Raw genomic sequence first — 2896 nt, forward strand, 5'->3', positions numbered from 1 at the left:
TTGTTCTTCATATACAGTACTTATACCTTCTAATTCTTCTCTAGTATATGGCATAGCAGATAAATCAGTTCCTGGCAATGTTCTACAAAGTCCACTTATTGCACATTTTCTTAGCATAAACACTGGCTTCTCTCTCCATACTGCTGTATTTCTACTACACTCTCCTAAAAGAACTGAAAAGCTATAACATTTTCCTTCGCTAGTACTCATATATGCAGTACACTGTAAGTCTTCTTTTTCTATTATATTACCTTTAGCATCAACTCTATAAGTCTTTAGCTTTTCTTCTTTAAATGAAAAATCTCTACTATCATATCCATACTCATATACTCTTTTAAGCAAAGTTTGATATGCTACTACAACTGTTGGTCTCCCATTAAATGGGATTATATATGCTTCTTTTTTAAATGGATTAAGATTATTTATCTTAAGCAAAGTTAAAATATCACGTTCTGATTGTAAATCTATTTTATCTAATCCATACATACATTTGTATGAATTCCATAATTTTAAAATATCTTCTGACGTAATTTCACTAATATATTTGTTAATAATTTCTTGCATATTAGTTTTTGATATTTTGTTAGTATTTTCCATTATAAATGTCCTATATATAATATATTTTTTTATATTATATACCAAAAACTAATATTTGTCAAATATTGAAAGGATTGAAAAAAAAGACTATGTTCAAAACTCTGAATCATCAACATCAAACATTAATTAATATCAAACATAAAAATTTAAGCTTAGTTAAAAACTCTTAAAAGAATACTTAACTAAGCCTAAATGCCTATGAAATGTCGAACATTTTATAGGTAGCACTAATAATGATCAGAACTACTAACGATAACTAGAATACAATAAATTCAAAGTAAAATCAACTCTTATTTCTGATAACTAATTATTAGCATCTTGCATATCTTCATTCAAGGAAAATTATGTTCTATATACTAATTGTTCACAAATATTTATTTGATCAATGACCTTTACAATGGGTAAACTCATTCATAAGTTCCTCAAGTAAATCTTTTTTATTCCAAAAAAGTTTGTCTAATACAAAACCTGTAAATTTAGCATTTTTTTTATAAAAATCATAACTTTCATAACTCTTAAGTTGAAAACGAAGTGGTTTGATAGGGTTCTGTTTTGACTTTTTAAGCGTAGTACCATGCTTATCTCTAATCGACAACAAAGACATAGTAAGTCCATTTTCTATGATAAATTTTTCTTCTAGCAATCCTTCTGCTATGGCATTTGCTATTCTAATATAATCATACACTTGAGTTCGCGCGATTCTATAATTCTTTGCGAATGAATTAAAACTATTATATCCATCTAATTTATAATATTCATTGTCTTTTATTTCCTTTAAGATTTTAATAACTTCTATTTTATGAAAAATTTCTTTTTTAAAATTATTAACCAGACTTTCTTTTAATTTTTGATAATGCCTATATTTATGATCTTCACTACTTACATTTTCTTCCAAATTTCTTTTATTTACTATTATTTTCATAATATCTCCTTAATTTATTCAAGTTTTTTGACTTGTCCCGATTTGGGACAAGTCAAAAATGGCCGATATGATCCCTATACAACAGCTTTCGTTTTAATCAAGAATTTACTAATAGCGTTTTTATATTCGTACATATAATCCTTGTTAAAACAAAAATCAGAATTACCTGCTATATTTCTATTTAAATCTTCTCTTTCAGAGATAATACCCAAAAAATCCCTTCTATTTTTTACCAAATTTGCAAATTCTTTATGTGAGTTATTTCTTTTAAATCTTGTTATAAGTAAAAAAACAGATAGTTTCAAGTCTAACTTGCTCAAAAAAAAATCAAATAAGTCTAAACATTCAACAGCCCATTTTTCAGCAATTATTGGTACTATGATATAATCACTAGTCAATAATGCATTTTTCAACATAAAATCAAAACTAGGTGCTGTATCCAGTATAATATACTCATAATCATGACAAAAACAACTTAAAGTTGATTTAAGCAACAATTCTTTAAATTCTATTTTGTCTTCATTAAGCATATGTAAGTTTAAATAACTTGGCAATAGATCTAAGTTACTATCAATACTCACTATTGCCTTTTCAATAGCTAATTCATTTGTCAAAACTTCGTATATATTGCTATTTTTTAAGTCCATATTATGTTCTTGTATTTTGCTATAAAAATAACTAGTAACCGATGCTTGAGTATCCATATCTATTAAGAGTACCTTATATTTTTGAGCCAATAAAGTTGAAATTATAATTGCACTTGTACTTTTGCCAACACCGCCCTTGATTGATGCAATTGTAATTATTTTTGGTTTTTTTCTATCCATTTTGTTATCAAACCTCCATTTGGCAATTCCTTATCATAAAATTTGTATACCTCATTTTCTATATTTAGTAATATTGCGATCAAAGACTTACAATACTTTTTATTTAGTTTTTCTTTTTTAAGTAAATAGGAAATTCCCGCTATATAACAACAAACACTTCCTTTTTTAAATCTGAATTCTATATAATAAATTTTTGAAAATGTAGACGCTTTCATGATACCATTTTCTTCGTATCTTCTAACTACATTTTTTATTGGTTTTCTAAATCCATAAAATATTCCTAAAAATTTGTCATCATCTCTTAAAGAAAATAAACTGAAAAATTCCACTTTCTCTCTGTCAAAGAGTCCCCTAAACGAAATAAAAAACTTATGTTTTTGATTCTTATTAATTCCAAATCCATAAAAGTCCAACATTATTTTGGTATGGTATATTCTTCTACCATTAATATTTTCTATTTCAATAAAGATAGGTTTGTCTTTTTTTTCTTTTAGGCGTTCTAATACACTCTCCATTAATTACCCTCAAGTTACGATTTTCTCACTCTCTC

At 26.3% G+C, this 2896-nt stretch carries 4 protein-coding genes; all 4 read right to left on the minus strand.

Translation table 11 applies throughout. From position 1 onward, the window contains the following. The coding region (locus tag U881_RS0102190; protein WP_024653088.1) for a recombinase RecT at positions 1-597 on the minus strand (597 nt) is incomplete at its 3' end. Between the two features lie 382 nt (positions 598-979). Next, on the minus strand, positions 980-1519 hold the full coding sequence (locus U881_RS0102195) for a chromosome replication/partitioning protein (protein ID WP_024653089.1): 540 nt from the start codon (positions 1517-1519) through the stop codon (positions 980-982). A 74-nt stretch (positions 1520-1593) separates the two neighbouring features. Beyond that, positions 1594-2346 (minus strand): ParA family protein, encoded by a 753-nt coding sequence (locus U881_RS0102200; RefSeq protein ID WP_024653090.1) that lies wholly within the window; start codon positions 2344-2346, stop codon positions 1594-1596. After that, the gene (locus U881_RS0102205) at positions 2322-2861 is read right to left on the minus strand and encodes a DUF226 domain-containing protein (RefSeq protein WP_024653091.1); all 540 of its coding nucleotides are present in this window, start codon (positions 2859-2861) and stop codon (positions 2322-2324) included. The genes U881_RS0102200 and U881_RS0102205 overlap by 25 nt, the downstream gene beginning before the upstream one ends. Positions 2862-2896 lie beyond the last annotated feature (35 nt).

The sequence above is a fragment of the Borrelia persica No12 genome, assembly GCF_000500045.1.
In the GTDB taxonomy this organism is placed as follows: domain Bacteria; phylum Spirochaetota; class Spirochaetia; order Borreliales; family Borreliaceae; genus Borrelia; species Borrelia persica.

Bases quoted from the DNA above. Each gene is read 5' to 3' on its own strand.
- U881_RS0102195 (WP_024653089.1), bottom strand. From the start codon at position 1,519: ATGAAAATAATAGTAAATAAAAGAAATTTGGAAGAAAATGTAAGTAGT.
- U881_RS0102200 (WP_024653090.1), bottom strand. From the start codon at position 2,346: ATGGATAGAAAAAAACCAAAAATAATTACAATTGCATCAATCAAGGGC.
- U881_RS0102205 (WP_024653091.1), bottom strand. From the start codon at position 2,861: ATGGAGAGTGTATTAGAACGCCTAAAAGAAAAAAAAGACAAACCTATC.